This is a genomic window from Colwellia sp. E2M01 (assembly GCF_018860585.1).
Classification (GTDB): Bacteria; Pseudomonadota; Gammaproteobacteria; order Enterobacterales; family Alteromonadaceae; genus Colwellia.
In genome coordinates, this window is the sequence record NZ_JAHKPR010000025.1 from 72061 (window position 1) to 90893 (window position 18833).

Consider the following 18833-nt stretch of genomic DNA (forward strand, 5'->3'; position numbering starts at 1 on the left):
CGATATTTTACTCGTTCAAACAAATAACCATTACGGGTATTACACTTTAAAAAATAATTCTTTATACACTTTAAGTTCAGCAATTGATTCTTTAATATCGTCTAACGCTAAGTGTGCACCTGTTTTAACCACTGCATCTAACACTTCAGGCTTCCAACGTCTGGCTAACTCTTTAATAGTACTAACATCAAGATTACGATAATGAAAGTGATCTTCAAAGTCAGGCATATATTTATTAATAAAGCGTCTATCTTGACCAATGCTATTACCACACATAGGCGATTTTCCTTGTGGTACCCATTCTTGTACAAAGGCTAAACTTTCTTGTGTTGCTTGCGCTAAGCTAACTTTACTGTCACGACAACGTTGTGTTAACCCCGATTTACCATGATGTTCAATACACCACGGATTCATACCATTAAGTACTTCATCTGTCTGATGTATAGCAAAAACAGGACCTTGCGCTAAAATATTTAACTGGCTATCGGTGATAATAATCGCTATTTCTAAAATAACATCTTCCACGGGCTCTAAACCTGTCATTTCTAAATCAAGCCAAATTAAATTACTGTCATTTTTTGCTGTGGTACTCGTCATGTAACCGTCCTTAAAATTCCTTTAAAAAATGCACAAGCATTCATATATAATTGTTAGTATAATACGCCAGAACTATACCGTATTAAAGATTGTATTACATAAATCTCGGAACCGATAAAACCCTATGAATAAATTCTATGTCTAAAGTAAAAAAACTGACAAAAGGTCAGCAAAGGCGCATTAAAGCCAATCATGATAAAAAGCTTCAGGCAAAAAACTCTAAAGACAAAGTGCAATGGGATGACGATGATTTAGGTCCTGCGCAGCAAGGTGTTATCATCAGTCGGTTTGGTCAGCATGCCGACGTAGAAGATGAAAAAAATAATATACATCGCTGTAATTTACGTCGTTCGGTTAAGTCTTTAGTATGTGGCGATAAAGTACAATGGCGCTTGGGTAAAGAAACTCAGCACTCTGTTACAGGTATTATTGAAGCGGTTCATGAGCGAGATTCAGTACTTAGTCGACCAGATGTGTATGATGGTGTTAAGCCTATTGCCGCCAATATAAGTCAAATTCTTATTGTATCTTCAGTGTTACCTGTTTTTAATAGCGACATTATTGACCGTTATTTGGTGGCCGCTGAGCAAACAGGTATTACTCCGGTTATCGTCTTAAATAAAACGGATTTATTAGCAAGTATAGACACCGAAGAACAAGATAACATAGCGCAACAACTACAAATTTATAAAGATATTGGCTACCAAGTTCTGTACGCAAGTAGCCAATCTCGCGATGGCATTAGCGAACTAAAAACACAATTATCGCAACACACTAGTATTTTTGTGGGTCAATCAGGGGTTGGTAAATCAACTTTAGTAAATGCCTTAATGCCTGATGTTGGCGTGCTTACTAACGAAGTTTCTGGCAACTCAGGTTTGGGGCAACATACTACAACCGTTGCTCGCTTATATCATTTTGATGATGGTGGTGAGTTAATTGACTCACCAGGTATTCGTGAATTTGGTTTATGGCATTTAACACCAGAACAAGTTTGTCATGGCTTTATCGAATTTTCAGACTTTCTTGGTTTATGTAAGTTTAGAGACTGTAAACACCAAAACGATCCTGGTTGCGCACTCATTGCTGCTGTAAAAGATAACAAAATAGAGTCCGCTAGGTTAGCGAGTTTTCAACGTATACTAGCCAGCCTAAATGATAATAAATTAACCTCACGCTTTAATGATTAAGGAAAAACGAGTGTCTACAAATAATAGTTTTAGCGACAAAATAAAAATAACTTTGCAATACATCATGCCTAAGCATGCTATTTCACGCTTAACCGGTAAATTAGCGGCAGCAAAAATGGGTTGGTTAACAACAAAGCTTATTAGTATGTTCATAAAATCTTATGGCATAAACATGAATGAAGCTAAGTTTAAAAATGCTAGCGATTTTGACACCTTCAACAATTTTTTCACGCGTGAATTAGAAGAAGGTGCGCGACCAGTCGATGATGACGAAAAATCACTTTGTTACCCTGTTGATGGCGCCATTAGCCAACAAGGTGACATTGTTGATGGTCAACTAATTCAGGCCAAAGGTTTTAATTATAGTTTAACTTCTTTATTGGGTGGTGATGCAAAAACAGCCGAGCCCTTTCAAAATGGTAAGTTTTCTTGTATTTATCTCGCGCCAAAAGATTATCACCGTATTCATATGCCAATGGCAGGTACTTTACGGGAAATGATTTATGTGCCGGGTGAATTATTTTCAGTAAACCCATTAACCGCAAAAAATGTCCCTGATCTTTTCGCTCGAAACGAGCGTGTTGTGGCTATTTTCGACACTGAATTTGGCGAATTAGGCATGGTACTAGTTGGCGCAACAATCGTAGCAAGTATTGAAACAACATGGGCAGGCACTATTACCCCGCCTGCTGGAAAAGACGTATTCCGTTGGAAATATCCGAAAGACGGTGACGACGCAATAACCTTTGCCAAAGGTGATGAAATGGGTCGATTTAAATTAGGCTCTACAGTAGTCAATGTTTTCACTCCGACTATGCTAGATAATTTTGTTGAAGGCGCCGGACCAGGAACAGTTACTCGCCTTGGTGAACCTTACGCTTCAATTAAGTCAGCGACAAAATAAATCAGAGTAAATTAACGTAAAAACGATAGCTTAAGTTGATCACTAAATAGATAATTAACTTGCTCGCTATAATTTAACAATCAACAAAATGGTTGCTCATTTAGTGTACTCATTATAAGCTTAACCGAATACGATACAATTCGTAATATAGTTAAGCTTGTTTGAAATGATATAAAACGAACTATTAACGTAGCAAATAGCAAATAGCAAATAAACAGAACACTAAAATCTGTATAAAGAATTTAGTACAAACAATATTTTATACATAAGTAATTCAATAATTATAATAATACTATCAATGAAGGATGTGTACATGACGCATGAAAATTCTACTGTAAAGCCAACCGAAGCAGAGTTAACTTTGCTTAATATTCTCTGGAACATGGGGCCAGCCACAGTAAGACAAGTTCATGATGTTGTGAGTGTTTCGCAAAATACTGGCTACACAACAGTGCTAAAAATATTACAAATAATGCATGAAAAATCATTAGTTATTCGTGATGAAAGTAATCGAGCTCATGTTTACTCTGCCGCTAAAAGTGAAACGCAAACACAAACTTCACTCATTAAAGATTTAATTAGTAAAGCTTTCGGCGGCTCTACGTCGAAGTTAGTAATGCGTGCTATTGATGATTCAACAAGCGCCCAAGAAATTGATGATATTCGTCAATTATTAAATTCATTAGAAAAATAAATAACTTACAATGTTTGAATTAGTACTTAATAGCCCTTTTTTATATAGCTTATCTTTAACTTTAGTGCATTTTTTATGGCAAGGTTTACTGGTGGGACTCATATTAAAATCAGCATTAATGAGTATTGATAGTAATAAATCAAAACTAAGGTATGGCCTTGCTACCTCTGCAATGTTAGCAAACCTTCTGTTAGCAATGTTCACTTTTTTCATGGTATACCCTGAATCAAGTACTGATCTTAACAATATAATTCATCCTTTACCGCTAACCAGTTTAGTTCATGAGCTAACTCGACACAACGTAGACTTTACCGAGCAAGGCTTAGTGTCATCAATTATCGCATATTCCTTACCGTACTTATCAATACTTTGGTTGTTATCTATTGTGATACTCGCCATTAAACTGTTAATTGAAGTACGTAATGTTAATAGTTTACCTTGTCGTGGTGCTGTGGCGCCAACTAGTGACTTACTGGCTCGCTTTAAAGAGTTAGTTAAACAAATAAATTTACCAAGACCGCCTAAGTTACTTATTTCATTACATGCCGATGTACCAATGGCAATTGGTTGGTTAAAACCCGTGGTATTGCTACCGGCAGGCATGGTAACCGGTTTAAACTCGGCTCAACTTGAAATGCTTATTTTGCATGAATTGGCACATATTCGTCGTCATGATTACTTGGTCAACTTCTTACAAACCTTAGTTGAATTACTGTTTTTCTTCCATCCAAGTGTAAGTTGGGTAGGTAAACAAATGCGTAATGAGCGTGAATATTGTACTGATGATATTGCTGTGCAACATTGTGGCGATGCGATAGCTTACGCGCATACCTTAACTGATACCGCCTCACTTTGCTCTAAAAAGCATTGTCATACTATTCCTAGCATGGCGATGGCAGCATCAGGTGGCGATTTAAAAGCACGTGTACTTCGTTTAGTCGATCATCATTGCGCACCAAGTAACGCAACCAGTAAATGGTTTGTAGCTATCGTATTATTATTAGGGTTAACATTACTCGGTTTAAACCAGGTAATTACAACACCTGTAAGTAAAAAACTCGATAGTGTTTTACTTTGGAAAGGCAATAAAATACACCCTGTAGATAATTTTAGTCAAATCAATTATTTTGGCAGTGAAAGTGATTTTAGTTCTGTGCCTGACAGTTCAATTGCTGCACATTTATTATTAACAAATGATAAAAGATTCAAAAATTTTCCACTAGAACGAACCCAGTTAAAGAACAACAGCAAAAAAGAGCGCGCTAATAACACTGTAAAGCTTACACCGTTAGATCCTTTTTTCGCTTCCAAACTAGATGATAATATTGCATCGAAAAAGGCTGTAACTGAGCCACAGCTTTCTTCTACTACAAAGAATAAAGCTAATGACAGCTTAAAAGTGAAATCTAACAGCAAAAATAACGATTCACTTGCAACTGTAAACAAAGAAAATGGCAATAATAAAAAATCAACTTCATCGCTGTTAGCTAAACATATAAAGGTCCAAACCGAAGAACTAGCGCCGACCAAAAGCTCAACAACAATGGGGATTAAAAGTGAAAAAAATTCCCTTCCTCCTAAAGCAGTAAATAAGCTAGAAGACACATTGTCAAGTGAGTCACTAGTTAAGAGAGAGGCAATAGCTGTTAATGAAAAATTAAAAGTTAAAGATAAAGATAAAACTCAAAAACCAACACAAGTTTTACAAGTAAAACACACAGTAAAAGATGAGAAAAAAACACAAACTCTCGCGAAGCAAGCTGAAGTAAAAATTATTAATGCAAAACTTTTAGACTCTACAAGCCCCGTGTACCCTAGTGCTGCCATGCGTCGAGGTATAGAGTTAGAAGTAAAAGTAAACTTTACGATAGATCGAAACGGTGAAGTAAAAGATATTAGCTTTGATGAAAGAAGTAAGCTGACTTATTTTAAATCGGCTATTCGTTCTGCCATTCGCAAATGGAGATTTACACCAGCACGAAGAGATAACCTTATCGTTGAAAGTCAAATGAGCAAAATATTCTCTTTCAGCTTACAGTCATAAATTCTTCAACATTAAGTAAGATCAACTAATTTACTTTTAAGCACGAAACCTTTAAATATATAAATCACAGTCATTTTAAGAGTTTTTCATGGATACATTTACGTCTTTTCACCAAGAAAAAAAACTTAATGAAATGGCTAGTGAAATCATTAACTTTTGGGATCAAGGTCAGTTCAGCTCCTTTACCGGTGTTGACGAGATAAGTATTCACTATGCCTGTTTCTTTCATAAAAATGATATCGATGAGACTAGTGTAGAACCAATTAATCACCAGCGTGAAAATAAAGCAGTTGAACAAGCGACAATAGTCATTGTTCCTGGGCGCTGTGAAGGCTATTTAAAATATCAAGAGTTAGCATTTGATTTATTCCATCAAGGTTATAATCTTTTTATTATCGATCACCGAGGCCAAGGCTTGTCTGGCCGCTTACTTACGAATTTAAACAAAGGTTATGTTGTTAATTTTCAAGATTACGTAACTGACCTAGGTTATTTTATTGACAATATTGTTATGAAAGATAACGTAAATAAGCCTTATTTATTAGCTCACTCGATGGGAGGAGCAATCTCTTTACGCTACATGCAAGATTGCCCAATGACCATTAAAGCGGCAGTAATAGCGTCCCCTATGCTAGGTTTTAATTCCGGCTTATTACCAAAATTTCTTGCTCAAAAAATCGTTTCGATAAAGTCACTATTGAACAGTACCTTCGAGAAGATACTCAACAAAGAGCCTAACTACTTTTGGGGGCAAAAAGACTATTACTCAAAAAGCTTCACCAAAAATAAATTGACGCACTCAACAACAAGGTACCAAGCGTTTATTGATTTATATGGTAACAATAAACTTATTCAATTAGGCGGGGTAACGACGCATTGGCTCGTACAAGGTATAAAAGCACAAAAAAAGATATTCACAGAGCTAGTTAATCTAAAAACACCTATTTTGTTATTACAGGCCGGCGAAGATAGTATTGTTAACCAGCAAGCACAAAACGACTTTTGTAAGAAGTTACATAACATACAACCACAATCTTGTCCTAGCGGCTCTCCTAGTAGAATAGAAGGCGCTTATCATGAACTGTTTTTTGAATCAGATGAATATAGAAATAACGCCATAGCTCAAACGCTATCTTGGTTTGAGCAGCATCAATAAATTATAAAAATTCCCCTAAAACACACACATTACTGCTATTACGTATAGTAAATAGCGCATACTTAATAAAAAACAATACAACTAATCAGCAATCACTTCAGAGCTTGGCTCATGATGAATAAACACTTCACATGGCGCTAACACATTACTAATACTCGATTCTATTTCATCACCAATACTATGGGCTTCTAATAACGATAAATCGTTTTCAAGCTCTAAATTAAATTGTATAAATTTAACCGCTCCTGATTGTCTAGTTCGTAGTTCATGAATACCAATGGCTTTTTTATGTGCTTTAATAATATCTTTAATTAACATCAGTTCATTATCGCTCAGTTGACTATCCATAAGCTGAGAAACACTTTGCACTATAATTTGACCTGCACCAAAGACAAGGTATAACGCCACCAAAATGGTAAAAACACCATCGGCTTGTAACCAGAACCCTTGGCTTAAAACAATAGCAACTAAAACCCCTATATTAAGCAGTAAGTCTGATTGATAATGCAACGCATCACCACTGATAATTATAGAGCCCGTGCGTTTAATAACATATCGTTGAAAGGCAACTAACATAAGTGTTAACACTAAGGAAATAATGGTGACCCAAATAGCTACCGAACTATGCACAATAACTTGTGGGTTTAGCACCCGAGATACGCCATTAAAAATCAATAAAATCGCCGAACCTAAAACAAAAGATGCCTGCACTAAGCCAGCTAAACTTTCTGCTTTACCATGACCAAAAGTATGCTTTTTATCAGCAGGTGCTAAAGCGAAGCGTAAAATTACGATACCCATTATTGATGAAAACAAATCCAACATTGAATCCGTTGTCGAGGCTAATATCGCACTAGAGTCAGTAACAAACCAAGCATAAAGCTTAAGTGCTACAAGAATAAAAGCTGTTGTGGTTGATAATATGGCGGCAATTTTAACCCAATACGCGTATTCATCTGTTGATGTAGAAGTAGACATATCAATCCTTGGAGATTAAAAAAGTGAAAGCGGTAGCACAGCTAACTTCGCTAAATTCGGACTAAATAACTATCGAACATCCTTATCAAACATAGCTTTAAGATAGTTCAAACATAGTTTAAAGATAGCTCAAACATAAGCATTAAAGATTACATTAATAATGAGTTAACTGTTAAGCTCTTGTTTTGAAGCAGATAATCAGCTTCTATTAGAAATACTAATGCGCTAACTGAAATTATGCAATTTGCCCATTAATGAGTATATAATAACAAAAAATTTATCAGATGAAGATTGTTATGCTAGATGTAGTTCTTTTTCAACCGCAAATTCCACCTAATACCGGTAATATTATTCGCTTATGCGCCAACTCAGGTTTTCGTTTACATTTAATTGAACCACTCGGTTTTGACTTAGAAGATAAAAAGTTACGTCGTGCAGGACTAGATTACCATGAATTTTCATCACTGCAGCGCCATGCTAACTTTGATGCTTTTATGGCGACAGAAAAACCTAAGCGCGTGCTAGCAATCACCACAAAAACTAATAATTTTTATGGTGATGTTAACTTTAAAGCTGGTGATTATTTATTATTTGGCTCTGAAACAGCAGGCTTACCTGAAGAAGTTCGAGTGCAAATTCCAGATCAAGATAAAATTAGAATTCCCATGCTTAAAGAAAGTCGCAGCATGAATTTATCTAACGCAGCAGCTGTGATTGTTTACGATGCTTGGCGTCAACTAGGTTTTCCTAACGCTGTATAAATACCTAAATAAAAAAGCTGTAAATAAGCATTGGCTTAATTTACAGCTTTTTTATTTTTACGTAATTATCTTTAATAATACTAAAATTTAAGTGTTTTATTCGAATTTTTTATCACGTGATAGTAAGTCAGCAGCAGCTAATTTTGCATTTTTACCACGATAAAGCACTTCATATACTTGCTCTACAATAGGCATTTCAACATTATTTCGTTGTGCGAGCATATAAACTTCTTTAGTGTTGCGGTAACCTTCAACCACTTGACCAATTTCAGCAATAGCTTGTTCAACTTCATGGCCTTGACCTAAAGCTAAACCAAACCTGCGGTTTCGTGATTGATTGTCAGTACAGGTTAAGACTAAATCACCTAAGCCTGCCATCCCCATAAAGGTGGCAGGATCTGCCTTTAATGCGACACCTAAACGAGTCATTTCTGCTAAACCACGCGTTATCAATGCAGTACGCGCATTAGCACCAAAACCGATACCGTCAGCCATACCTGCAGCTATAGCGATAACATTTTTCACGGCACCGCCAAGCTGAACACCAATAAAGTCTTTGTTGGCATACACTCTAAAATGTTTTTCACAATGCAATAAATCAGACAAATAAGTAACAAATTCATCATCGTCAGAAGATAACGAAATAGCCGTTGGTAAACCAGAGGCCATCTCTTTAGCAAAAGAAGGGCCTGACATAACCGCTAATGATATATTGTCGCCAAGTACCGCTCTTGCTACGTTTTGTAATAAGTCACCAGTTTGAGGATCTAAACCTTTAGTCGCCCAAGCAATTTTTTCATTGCCCATTAGCATAGGTTTTATTTGTTTAAGCATGCCAGCAAAAGCATGACTTGGCACAACCACTAAAATATTATCACTGGCTTGCACCGCTTTTTCTAAATCTGCTTCAAGGATTAAATGCTCAGGAAAAGGACAGCCATCGAGATATTTGCTGTTTTCTCTATCCTGAGCCATTGCTGAAACGTGATCAATATCACGTCCCCACAATAAGGTTTCATGACCATTTCTGGCTAAACAAATTGCCAATGCAGTACCATAAGAGCCAGCACCAAGCACAGTGATTTTTGCAGATAACGACATACTAACCTCTATTTTATAACTACTTGATTATATTCATTTCTAATATAGCTGATTAATGTGCTTCTGTGCTTTGCGCTAAACTTTCTGCACGTTGTTGCTGTACATATGAAGCGTACAAGGCTTCAAAGTTAACTGGTGTTAAGTTAAATTGAGGGAAAGAGCCACGATTTACTAAGTTAGCAATTGCTTCGCGTGCATAAGGGAATAATGTTGTTGGGCAAAAAGCGCCGATAGTGTGAGCAATTTTCTCATCAGGTAAGTTACCAATAACAAAGATACCTGCCTGTTGTACTTCAGCTAAAAAGGCTACTTTTTCGCCTATTGTTGCCGTTACCGTAATAGCAAGTACAACCTCATAAGTGTTTTCAGCTAATTTACTTGAGCGTGTATCAATATCTAACTTTATTTCTGGTTTCCATTCAACTTGAAAGATTGATGGTGAGTTTGGTGTTTCAAAAGAAACATCTTTAGTGTAAATACGTTGGATTGCGAACTCTGGTGCTTTTTCTTGCGCGTTGTTTACTTGGTTTTCTTCAGCCATGATTGGCTCCTTTATTGTAATTTATACTTAAAGTTATAATTAAATAATTTTTAGGTAGGTTTGTTGTTAGGTACTTATACTTGATACTTACTAGTTGATAATTATGTTAGGTAATTAACCGCGCTATGCGTTTAAAAGATCATCTAATTGTTTGCTTCTTTCTAAGCCAACTAATTGATCACAACCACCAACATGCGCATCGTTGATAAATATTTGTGGCACAGTATAGCTACCATTGCTGCGTTCAATCATAACGCTACGCATAGCCATATCACCATCAATTTTTATTTCGGTATACTCTACCGACTTACTCTTTAATAAAGCAAGCGCATGAGTACAGAAAGGACAGTATGCCTTGGTATATATTTCCACCTTTGCCATTTTATTTACTCTTGGTTATGTACTATTAACAATCATTTACGATCGTGACTTTATAATATTTAAACAGGAAGTTTAATTATTTAGCGACAGGTAAACCTGCACTTGTCCAGCTATTCATTCCGCCTTTAAGTACACTAACGCGGGTATAACCAGCTTTATGCAAATCATTTGCTGTTTGTCCCGCAGACAGACCTGAAACACATACTACTATGATGGGCTTGTCTTTGTATTTTTCAAGACTAGAAAAATCCTTTTTAGTGATTTTCTCACCCGTAAAGTTAATTGCATCAAGGATATGTCCAGCTTTAAACTCTTTATCTTTACGGATATCAAGCGTAACACCTTCCTCTCTATTCACCAAAAAAGTCAGATCTTGCGTACTGATTTGTTTAATTGGTGACATTTTCATTTTAATTGTTGTGACGATAATCATTACCACTAAGGCAACCCAAACCGCACTTAACATGCCATTGTTACTTGCAAAAGCAATTAATTGTTCCATAAATAAAGACCATTTTGTGAAATTGAGAATCGGCATATTATACGCAAACCACTTATAATTGCGAGCACATACCGCTTACTATAAACGACTAATTTCAGTACGAGAATATCTAACAAAATTCCTTAGTGAATAACACCCTCTGACCGTGTACAATATGACTTATAGAAAACAATACACATTAAATTAAACGGGAATAAATATGGCTAATAAAAAATCAACAGTACTGATGATTCTAGATGGTTGGGGATACAGTGAAGAAACTAGCTCGAATGCTATTCATCAAGCAAATACTCCTGTATTAGACGATTTAAAGGCTAATTACCCAAATATGTTAATCGATACCTCAGGCATGGCTGTAGGTCTACCTGATGGACAAATGGGTAACTCTGAAGTTGGTCATGTTAATTTGGGCGCGGGTCGTGTGGTTTACCAAGAGTTTACTCGCATTACTAAATCAATCCTTGATGGTGACTTTTTTGAAAACCCAACCTTAACAAAAGCGGTTGATGGTGCTGTTGAAAAAGACAATGCTGTACATATTTTTGGTCTACTTTCTCCAGGTGGTGTACACAGCCACGAAGACCATATTTTTGCGATGATGGAACTCGCGAAAAAACGCGGTGCTAAAAAAGTTTACTTACACGCCTTTTTAGATGGTCGTGATACACCACCACGTAGTGCTCAAGCGTCTATCGAAAAAGCACAACAAAAATTTAATGAATTATTCAAAGACGAAAATGATGGTGAAGGACAAATTGCTTCAGTAATAGGTCGTTACTACGCTATGGATAGAGATCAGCGTTGGGAGCGTGTTGAAGCGGCTTACGATGTAATGGTAAGTGGTGAAGGTTTACATCAATATAGCAACGCACTAGACGCCTTAAATGCCGCTTACGAGCGTGATGAAAATGATGAATTTGTTGGCGCTAGCACAATAACAACTCCAGCTGGCGAAACAGTCCAAGTAAATGATGGCGATGCATTAATTTTCATGAACTTCAGAGCTGACAGAGCGCGTCAATTTAGTCGTTGTTTCACAGAGCCTGACTTTGATGGTTTTGCCAGAAAACGTACTCCAGCAACAAGCAGCTTTGTAATGCTTACTCAATACTCTGCCGATATTGACGCACCAGCTGCCTTTGAGCCAACCGCGCTGCATAACGTAATGGGTGAATGGTTAGCTAAAAATGACAAAACGCAATTACGTATTTCAGAAACTGAAAAATATGCACACGTAACATTTTTCTTCAGTGGCGGTAAAGAAGACGAATACCAAGGTGAAGAACGTATTTTAGTACCATCGCCAGATGTAGCAACTTACGATTTACAACCAGAGATGAATTCAACGTTACTAACTGATAAATTAGTTGGTGCTATTGAAAGTGGTAAGTACGATTTTATTGTTTGTAACTACCCTAACGGCGACATGGTTGGACATACTGGTAGTCTTGAAGCCGCAATTAAAGCCTGTGAAGCAGTAGATACTTGTATTGGTCGTGTTGTAACAGCCTTAAAAGCCACAGGCGGTGAATGTTTAATCACAGCCGATCACGGTAATGCTGAGCAAATGCTAGACCCAGTTTCAGGTCAAGCACATACCGCCCATACTTGTGAGCCAGTACCACTTATTTATGTAGGTCGTAACGCAACACCTGCAGCCTCAGGTACGTTAAGTGATATTTCACCAACGGTATTACACTTGATGGGTATGGAACAACCGACAGAAATGACAGGCTCTATATTAATGCAATTAAATAAGTAAACTAAATAGTCGATAAACTAAGTGATATTAAATCAATAAGCTAAGTGCTATATTGCTTGTTGGTTTTTTATCATTTATATCGTTATTTTTAGTATTACATAGCAAATATGAGATTGTTTCCCCATTCAGATTTACCTCAAAAATATCCATTGCAACTTGTTATCACAAGCTTGTTACTTTTAAGCTTGCTCTTTGTTTTACCACTACAAGCAAAAAATGCTGCTAATGAAAGTGCACAACAAGAAAACCGTGAAAAGCTCAGTAGCATTCAAAAAGCGATAGCTAAGCAAGAATCAAATATTTTTGATACTAATAAACAACGTAGTCATTTAGAACAACAACTTAAACAAGATGATTTAGCTATAGCCAAAGTTGCTAAAGCGATTAATCAAATAGAGCTCGACTTAGACAATACCCAAGAAAAAATTACCGAGCTAGCCAAAGAAAAAAAACAGCTAACAATAGCCAAACAAAAACAAGAAACGCTATTAGCACAACAATTAAGATCTGCCTATACAACCGGTCAACACGACTACCTCAAGCTTTTGTTGAATCAAGATCAGAGTGAAAAAATTCAGCGTACCATCAGTTATTATCAGTATTTAAATAAAGCTAGAATCAAAGAAATTGATAGCTTTCAAATAACGATAAGCCAATTATTGAAAGTAAGCACTGAGCACCAAAGCCAAATAGCACATTTAAACAGTCTAAAATCTGAACAATTACAAAAAGATACTCAATTCAAAACCAGTAAAAACCAACGAAAAGCCACTTTAAAGCAATTAAGTAAACAGTTACTTTCAAGCCAACAGCAACTAGATAAACTCAAAGCAGAAGAAAATAACTTAAACCAAGCTTTAAATAAATTAGCGGCTATTATACAAGCCGAAATTGACTTAACCGGTTTAAGTAAATTAAAACGCAAACTATCTTGGCCTGTTAAAGGTAAAATTTTGCATAGTTTTGGCACCAACAAGCAAGGTTACTTAAAATGGAAAGGCGTATTAATTAGCGCGCCCTTGAGCCGACAAGTACAAACTATCCATAATGGTACGGTTATCTTCTCAGACTGGTTAAAAGGTTACGGTTTATTAACGGTTATTGATCACGGTAGCGGTTATATGAGCCTTTATGCTCATAACCAAACCCTATTAAAATCTGTTGGCGATCGCGTAGAAACAGGAGAACCAATATCTTTAGTCGGGCAAAGTGGTGGTTTAGAGCAATCAGGATTGTATTTTGAAATTCGTCATCGCGGCAAAGTGGTAAACCCTAAGCTTTGGTGTAAATAAATTATTTACACCAAACGATGAACACGTTATATTTTTTATTCTGAACTTTAACTAGATAACAGCTATATTCTTATTTCCTATTCAGAGTATTTATCTGCTCAGAGTTAACCATTAAATCTCCTCATCAAAGTAAATAATTAAAGCGAGCAATCCCTCAGTGCTAAATACTTCCGCTAAGTGTCTTTTCAACTTATCAATACTAAAGAGTTTATTACCTCTTATTCTTATTTTGCTATGTTTTCCAAGTAATGCAGCGACTTACCGAGTTGCTATTGTCATTGATGACATGGGTTATCGGCACACAGACAAACAAGCATTAAGTTTACCGGGTGATATCACTTATGCGGTTTTACCACACACCACTTACGGAAAAATACTAGCTGAGCAAGCGAATAAAGAAAATCATGACGTGTTACTTCATATTCCAATGGAGTCTGAAAATAAGAAAGAGTTAGGACCCGGCGCATTAACTAGCGAAATGAATAGGCAAGCAGTTAGCAACAGCTTAACAGCCTCATTAGCAGAGATCCCTTTTGCAATTGGTATTAATAATCATATGGGGAGTTACTTAACACAACTTTATCAGCCAATGACTTGGACCATGGATTTTTTGAAAAAACATAACTTACTCTTTTTAGACAGTAAAACCACAGCTAAATCAAAAGCAGAGCAAGCCGCCATTGATGTTGGCGTACCAGTACAAAGAAGACATATTTTTTTGGATAATCAATTAACAGAAAGCTATTTAAGACAACAGTTTTCACAACTAGTAAGTTTTGCGCAACAGCATGAATCAGCGATTGCCATTGCTCACCCGCACCCTGAAACTATCGCAATGTTAACTAAACTTATTCCAACATTACAATCTCATAATATAAAACTAGTACCTTTATCTAGTTTATATCCGCAGACTACAATAGCCCATAAAGCACCTGCGCTATCACATAACAAAGTAACTGATGTTGCCGCCAATAAAGCCCTTGCAGTCAACTAAAATCAATGTTTTGCCTATACCAAAAACCAATAAAGCGCAGCTTAATAATTTCCTCTATTAAAGCTGTTTACTATTACTACACGATATAGCTCAACTAGTTAACCTCCCCTTTCCCCACAATGGCAAGTTAATTAAGTTCGATATTATTTTCACTTAGCATTTCATGTAAATATTTCACGGGTATCGCATAAGTAATGCCACTAGGTGTACTCATTGCAGATTCTTTTGTCGACTGTACAAAAACTTTGTTAATAATACCCAGCACTTCACCATTTTTTTTATCGTACATAGCACTACCACTATTTCCTGGGTAAGCAGTCGCATCAAGTTGATAAACTAAATAAGGATTTTTCATGCGTTTAAGCATTTTAACGGTAATTTTTTCTGCTGACAAAGCAGGAATTATGGTTGGCGTATTACTTGAAATAATACCTCGATGCGTTACCGGATATAAACCTAGAACGGCGCCTATGGGGAAACCAGTAAAAGCAATAGCAGTACCATCGGGGTACATTTTACTATCACTTAACTTCATAGCGGGTAATGGTTTTCCTGATATTTTCAATATCGCTAAATCATATAAGCTTGATGTAGCAATGATCTCTGCGTCTCTTACTTTTGCATTTTTACCCGAACCAATAAATACTGCCATTTTTTGCAGTAACTTTTCATCAAGCATCTTCGGTAACACATGATCATTAGTAACAATATATTGACCATTACCAATAACAAAACCAGTACCGTGCAAAGTGTTTTGTGGGCTATTTGTTGGTGTATGAGTGCCTATACCAACCACAGAAAGTTTAATATTAGCGACAACATCAACAAAATCAGCTTGAGCAACCGGTATGAAAAATAGTTTGAATAGAACAAGTAAAAGTATAATTTTGTACATTTAGGTATACTCCGTTGAAACAACTAGCTCTAATACTACTTTATATTAGTAACTAAGATAATACTAAGCTCAATTCAAGCAACACATAACATAGCAATTTACCGACAATCTCACTTTTAAATATTACGGTCGTTTGAAATGATAAAATATTAGGTAAAAATAAAACCGAAATAAAAGCCTGCATGCTTCATATTAATATTTTTTATATTATACTTACATATACTTAGCGATAAAAAAGTTTCATCTCGGGTAATATAATGGATAAACCTATGACTGCAAAAAAAAACAAGATTAAGCAAAACGCCCCCCCAAATAATGGCGCTAAACTTGCTCCACAAAAGCAAGAAAGTATCGCAGATCATTTCACTCAATTTTTACAGGCCAGAATTGCAGTAAACGACAAACTAAAAGACGAGGTTTTTCAAATACGCCATAACGTTTACTGTGAAGAGCTAGGTTTTGAAAAAGCCACAAAAGACGAACGAGAAACCGACGAGTTTGATCAACGTTCTATATTTACTTTAATTCAACATAAAAAATCAAAAGTTTTCACTAGCTGTGTACGCCTGGTTACCTCAAATAATACTGACGAGTTGCTTCCAATAGAGACGTTTTGTGCGAGTTCCATTACTAAAAGTGACTACAGCCCCGACAACTTTGACCGTAAGGAGATTGGAGAAATTTCGCGCTTAGCTGTTAAATCAGATTTTCGTCGCCGTAAAGCAGATAACTTTAAAGGCTGTGCTACAGGGGCTATTAGTGAGCATAATTATTCAGAAACCGAACTACGCTGCTTCCCTTTTATTGCTATCGGCTTATATATTTCTGCGGCCATTATGTGTACAAAACAAAATATAAAGCATGCCTATGTAATGATGGAACCAAGACTTGCACGCAGTATGAAATTTGTCGGTATCAATTTCCAACAAATTGGGGCTAGCGTTAATTATCATGGTCTTCGCGCTCCTTACTATATTAAGCCTGCCGACTTTACCAAACAACTTTCGCCTGAGTTTAAAACGCTTTATAACACAATAGAAAAAGACATTATTGAACAACTTGCAGAGTCTAGTTAATTTCCTTGTAAGGCATGCCTGCTGCACCAATAATTAGTAACGATTTATTTTAAATAAACTAACAGCGATCCACCGCTAAGTCATAATTATGCCGTTAACATTATCATCTCTGCTAAAGAGCGTACTAGCGCCCAGCTCTGATTTATCCTTTGACACACAGGATCTTGCTCAGCTCAGCAAAGGTACTGAAGGTTTAGAGTACTTAAAAGATAAAAAAAGACAGCTACTTGCTGTTATTACTTTAACTCAGTCTTTTGAAATAAAAGCATTACTTGAATTAGCAAACAAGTATGCCGATGATCAACAACTGGCTTTTTCAATATACCCCATTAGTAGTGGGAAAAATTGGGGCTACGGCAGCAGCCAACCCTCTGGAATAAATAACAATATTATTTTGGTAGATTTAAGTCAGTTAAACAAGATAGTTCACTTTGATAGTGAGCTGGGCTTATTAACCATTGAACCAGGAGTTACCCAGCAACAGCTTAGTGATTTTTTAGAGCACAATCAACATAACTACATGGTACCTGTCACGGGCGCAGGTCCTGAATGTTCTATTGTCTCTAATGCTTTAGAGCGAGGATACGGTATCACACCTTATACTGACCACTTTAGTGCGGTAACAAGTATTCAAGGCTACTGGGCAAATGGAACCTCTTATCAATCAGCTATTAATGAATTAGACCAAAGTACAGAAAAGTTAGTTGATAAAAGCTTTAAATGGGGCCTAGGGCCTTATTTAGATGGGCTATTTACGCAATCAAACCTTGGTATTGTTAGTCAAATGACGCTTCGCTTAGCTAAATTGAAGCCTGATTTTACAGCTTTTTTTATACAATTAAATAATGACGAGTTGTTAGAGCAAGTTGTACCTTTAATTAAAGAAGTATTACAAACTTATGAAGGTATTGTTGGTTCAATTAACTTAATGGATCAGCGTCGACTATTAGCTATGTTTGCCGAAAACCCTAATGGTTATGAAGCACATAAGGTGATGAGTACTGAAAATATTGAGCGATTAACACAAAAATCACAAACGCCAAGTTGGACAATTGTTGGCAGCATTTACGGCAGTAAAAGAGTCGTACAAGCTGTTAAAAAAGATATTAATGCTATTTTTAAATACATTCCCTGTAAGCGTATTTACTCAAATAATTACAACATTGTGCTCAGCAATAAACTAATTAACAATTTACCTCATTGGTTAATTAAGCACTCTACCATATTATTCAAATTGGCTGAGCAGCTTAAAGCATTTAACAAAGGCAAAGAAATAATGCTAGGCAAGCCTAATAAAGTGGCTTTAAAACTGGCTTATTGGCGTAATAAAAACAAGAATGATTTTCCTGTAAACTCGTTATCGCCTGCAAAAGATGGCTGTGGATTACTTTGGTATGCGCCTTTAATACCAATGAAAGCAAATAAGATGCGAGAATTTGTTGATTTTGTTAGATACACCTGCCCTCTATTTAATATTGAACCTTTCATTACTTTTACTAATTTAAGGCACGATTGTGTCGACAGCACTATTCCAATTGTTTTCGATTTAAGTAACCCACAAGCCGTTATCGATGCACACAATTGCTTAAAAGCATTAGTTGAGGGCGGCCTGAAAAAAGGCTTTGTGCCCTATAGGATTAATATAGATCAACAACAATCTCTACTTGATAAAAAAAGTGATTTTTGGCAAACCGTTAATCAATTAAAAAACAGCTTAGACCCTAATAATATTTTAAGCCAAGGGCGCTATAACCCTAGATAAAATAATGCAGTAAGCGTTTTTTACAATCTAATACCAAGTTGATTAAGTTCTTTCCCACTCAGCGAAAGTTAAAAGGCTTAGAGGCAAGGCATTGATTGAAGAGAATGGTTATTCAGGAGAATAAGCTCCTGCATTCTCTTAGTAAGCTACATCCATGTAGCGTCCTTGTCAAAATCAATAACGCAGCATGTAAGCCTTTTAAA

The 18833-nt window shown here is 36.3% G+C and carries 18 protein-coding genes; 11 read left to right on the top strand and 7 right to left on the bottom strand.

The window, feature by feature from the left end; genetic code table 11:
• Nucleotides 1-39 precede the first annotated feature (39 nt).
• Nucleotides 40-597: an oligoribonuclease gene (orn, locus tag KO502_RS05460; protein WP_216021555.1), complete on the bottom strand. Its 558-nt coding sequence runs from the start codon at nt 595-597 to the stop codon at nt 40-42.
• Nucleotides 598-734: 137 nt separating this feature from the next.
• Here orn and rsgA point away from each other — a divergent pair, with 137 nt between their 5' ends.
• From rsgA to KO502_RS05485, 5 genes are all read left to right on the top strand, one after another.
• The gene (gene rsgA, locus KO502_RS05465) at nt 735-1787 is read left to right on the top strand and encodes a small ribosomal subunit biogenesis GTPase RsgA (protein ID WP_216021556.1); all 1053 of its coding nucleotides are present in this window, start codon (nt 735-737) and stop codon (nt 1785-1787) included.
• Between the two features lie 10 nt (nt 1788-1797).
• Nucleotides 1798-2691 (top strand): archaetidylserine decarboxylase, encoded by an 894-nt coding sequence (gene asd / locus KO502_RS05470; protein WP_354668303.1) that lies wholly within the window; start codon nt 1798-1800, stop codon nt 2689-2691.
• A 313-nt stretch (nt 2692-3004) separates the two neighbouring features.
• Entirely contained in the window at nt 3005-3385 is a 381-nt protein-coding gene (locus tag KO502_RS05475; RefSeq protein ID WP_216021558.1) for a BlaI/MecI/CopY family transcriptional regulator, read from the top strand.
• Between the two features lie 10 nt (nt 3386-3395).
• Complete coding sequence (locus KO502_RS05480) at nt 3396-5429, top strand: M56 family metallopeptidase (protein ID WP_216021559.1); 2034 nt, start codon at nt 3396-3398, stop codon at nt 5427-5429.
• 88 nt (nt 5430-5517) lie between these two features.
• Nucleotides 5518-6585, top strand: a complete 1068-nt coding sequence (locus tag KO502_RS05485) for an alpha/beta fold hydrolase (RefSeq protein WP_216021560.1) — start codon at nt 5518-5520, stop codon at nt 6583-6585.
• Nucleotides 6586-6666: 81 nt separating this feature from the next.
• Here the strand turns inward: KO502_RS05485 and KO502_RS05490 are convergent, their stop codons facing one another.
• Nucleotides 6667-7563 (bottom strand): cation diffusion facilitator family transporter, encoded by an 897-nt coding sequence (locus KO502_RS05490; RefSeq protein WP_216021561.1) that lies wholly within the window; start codon nt 7561-7563, stop codon nt 6667-6669.
• Between the two features lie 296 nt (nt 7564-7859).
• Here KO502_RS05490 and trmL point away from each other — a divergent pair, with 296 nt between their 5' ends.
• Nucleotides 7860-8324 (top strand): tRNA (uridine(34)/cytosine(34)/5-carboxymethylaminomethyluridine(34)-2'-O)-methyltransferase TrmL, encoded by a 465-nt coding sequence (gene trmL / locus KO502_RS05495; protein WP_216021562.1) that lies wholly within the window; start codon nt 7860-7862, stop codon nt 8322-8324.
• Nucleotides 8325-8420: 96 nt separating this feature from the next.
• On the opposite strand, the gene gpsA is transcribed toward trmL, so the two are convergent.
• From gpsA to KO502_RS05515, 4 genes are all read right to left on the bottom strand, one after another.
• Entirely contained in the window at nt 8421-9425 is a 1005-nt protein-coding gene (gpsA, locus tag KO502_RS05500; protein WP_216021563.1) for an NAD(P)H-dependent glycerol-3-phosphate dehydrogenase, read from the bottom strand.
• Between the two features lie 52 nt (nt 9426-9477).
• A complete protein-coding gene (secB, locus tag KO502_RS05505) occupies nt 9478-9966 on the bottom strand; it encodes a protein-export chaperone SecB (RefSeq protein ID WP_216021564.1) in 489 nt (162 codons plus the stop codon).
• Nucleotides 9967-10089: 123 nt separating this feature from the next.
• A complete protein-coding gene (gene grxC / locus KO502_RS05510; protein WP_216021565.1) occupies nt 10090-10347 on the bottom strand; it encodes a glutaredoxin 3 in 258 nt (85 codons plus the stop codon).
• 76 nt (nt 10348-10423) lie between these two features.
• Nucleotides 10424-10849, bottom strand: a complete 426-nt coding sequence (locus KO502_RS05515) for a rhodanese-like domain-containing protein (RefSeq protein ID WP_216021566.1) — start codon at nt 10847-10849, stop codon at nt 10424-10426.
• A gap of 199 nt (nt 10850-11048) precedes the next feature.
• Here KO502_RS05515 and gpmI point away from each other — a divergent pair, with 199 nt between their 5' ends.
• The 3 genes from gpmI (at nt 11049) to KO502_RS05530 (ending at nt 14897) form a co-directional block, all read left to right on the top strand.
• On the top strand, nt 11049-12611 hold the full coding sequence (gene gpmI, locus KO502_RS05520) for a 2,3-bisphosphoglycerate-independent phosphoglycerate mutase (protein ID WP_216021567.1): 1563 nt from the start codon (nt 11049-11051) through the stop codon (nt 12609-12611).
• A gap of 107 nt (nt 12612-12718) precedes the next feature.
• A complete protein-coding gene (locus tag KO502_RS05525; RefSeq protein WP_216021568.1) occupies nt 12719-13903 on the top strand; it encodes a peptidoglycan DD-metalloendopeptidase family protein in 1185 nt (394 codons plus the stop codon).
• Nucleotides 13904-14060: 157 nt separating this feature from the next.
• The gene (locus tag KO502_RS05530) at nt 14061-14897 is read left to right on the top strand and encodes a divergent polysaccharide deacetylase family protein (protein ID WP_354668304.1); all 837 of its coding nucleotides are present in this window, start codon (nt 14061-14063) and stop codon (nt 14895-14897) included.
• Nucleotides 14898-15024: 127 nt separating this feature from the next.
• Here KO502_RS05530 and KO502_RS05535 read toward each other — a convergent pair whose 3' ends face one another.
• On the bottom strand, nt 15025-15792 hold the full coding sequence (locus KO502_RS05535; RefSeq protein ID WP_216021569.1) for a serine protease: 768 nt from the start codon (nt 15790-15792) through the stop codon (nt 15025-15027).
• A gap of 269 nt (nt 15793-16061) precedes the next feature.
• Between KO502_RS05535 and KO502_RS05540 the strand changes: the two genes are divergently transcribed.
• Nucleotides 16062-16868, top strand: a complete 807-nt coding sequence (locus KO502_RS05540) for a PEP-CTERM/exosortase system-associated acyltransferase (protein ID WP_252730526.1) — start codon at nt 16062-16064, stop codon at nt 16866-16868.
• A gap of 88 nt (nt 16869-16956) precedes the next feature.
• The gene (locus tag KO502_RS05545) at nt 16957-18630 is read left to right on the top strand and encodes an FAD-dependent oxidoreductase (RefSeq protein ID WP_216021571.1); all 1674 of its coding nucleotides are present in this window, start codon (nt 16957-16959) and stop codon (nt 18628-18630) included.
• Nucleotides 18631-18833: the final 203 nt, after the last annotated feature.

Excerpts from the sequence above, each read along its gene's own strand:
- orn (WP_216021555.1), bottom strand. The coding sequence starts at position 597 with ATGACGAGTACCACAGCAAAAAATGACAGTAATTTAATTTGGCTTGAT.
- rsgA (WP_216021556.1), top strand. The coding sequence starts at position 735 with ATGTCTAAAGTAAAAAAACTGACAAAAGGTCAGCAAAGGCGCATTAAA.
- KO502_RS05475 (WP_216021558.1), top strand. The coding sequence starts at position 3,005 with ATGACGCATGAAAATTCTACTGTAAAGCCAACCGAAGCAGAGTTAACT.
- KO502_RS05480 (WP_216021559.1), top strand. The coding sequence starts at position 3,396 with ATGTTTGAATTAGTACTTAATAGCCCTTTTTTATATAGCTTATCTTTA.
- KO502_RS05485 (WP_216021560.1), top strand. The coding sequence starts at position 5,518 with ATGGATACATTTACGTCTTTTCACCAAGAAAAAAAACTTAATGAAATG.
- KO502_RS05490 (WP_216021561.1), bottom strand. The coding sequence starts at position 7,563 with ATGTCTACTTCTACATCAACAGATGAATACGCGTATTGGGTTAAAATT.
- trmL (WP_216021562.1), top strand. The coding sequence starts at position 7,860 with ATGCTAGATGTAGTTCTTTTTCAACCGCAAATTCCACCTAATACCGGT.
- gpsA (WP_216021563.1), bottom strand. The coding sequence starts at position 9,425 with ATGTCGTTATCTGCAAAAATCACTGTGCTTGGTGCTGGCTCTTATGGT.
- secB (WP_216021564.1), bottom strand. The coding sequence starts at position 9,966 with ATGGCTGAAGAAAACCAAGTAAACAACGCGCAAGAAAAAGCACCAGAG.
- grxC (WP_216021565.1), bottom strand. The coding sequence starts at position 10,347 with ATGGCAAAGGTGGAAATATATACCAAGGCATACTGTCCTTTCTGTACT.
- KO502_RS05515 (WP_216021566.1), bottom strand. The coding sequence starts at position 10,849 with ATGGAACAATTAATTGCTTTTGCAAGTAACAATGGCATGTTAAGTGCG.
- gpmI (WP_216021567.1), top strand. The coding sequence starts at position 11,049 with ATGGCTAATAAAAAATCAACAGTACTGATGATTCTAGATGGTTGGGGA.
- KO502_RS05525 (WP_216021568.1), top strand. The coding sequence starts at position 12,719 with ATGAGATTGTTTCCCCATTCAGATTTACCTCAAAAATATCCATTGCAA.
- KO502_RS05535 (WP_216021569.1), bottom strand. The coding sequence starts at position 15,792 with ATGTACAAAATTATACTTTTACTTGTTCTATTCAAACTATTTTTCATA.
- KO502_RS05540 (WP_252730526.1), top strand. The coding sequence starts at position 16,062 with ATGACTGCAAAAAAAAACAAGATTAAGCAAAACGCCCCCCCAAATAAT.
- KO502_RS05545 (WP_216021571.1), top strand. The coding sequence starts at position 16,957 with ATGCCGTTAACATTATCATCTCTGCTAAAGAGCGTACTAGCGCCCAGC.